The 306-nt window shown below is 37.3% G+C and carries 1 protein-coding gene; it reads left to right on the top strand.

What is annotated here, in order from left to right; translation table 11 throughout:
• A partial coding sequence (locus PZE06_RS27780; RefSeq protein ID WP_483314095.1) for a sodium:solute symporter family transporter occupies window positions 1–306 on the top strand: 306 nt, incomplete at both ends.

Below are 306 nucleotides of genomic sequence, written 5' to 3'. Positions count from 1 at the left end.
AAAAAATTCGCCATTATGACGAGAAGGTATAAGGCAGTAACATTAGTGGATAATCTGAAGGAACGCTATCAGTCAAAATGGGTTGTTGTTTTGTCTGCAATTAGTATCATTATTTTTCTATTTTCAGCAATTGCAGCTCAATGGGTAGGCGGAGCAATTTTGATAGAATCATTAACAGGTTTGAGCTATACGGGCTCACTCTTTATTTTTGCGGTTTCGGTGATGGTGTATGTTATTATTGTAGGATTTCGCGCCGTTGCATTAACAGAAACAGTGCAAGGGATAGTTATGTTTATTGGAACATTG

Origin of the sequence: Robertmurraya sp. DFI.2.37 (assembly GCF_029211245.1) — a bacterium.
In the GTDB taxonomy this organism is placed as follows: Bacteria; Bacillota; Bacilli; order Bacillales; family Cytobacillaceae; genus Robertmurraya; species Robertmurraya methanolica_A.
Note: the sequence above shows the minus strand (reverse complement) of the source record. Positions and strands in the feature narration are given on the sequence as shown.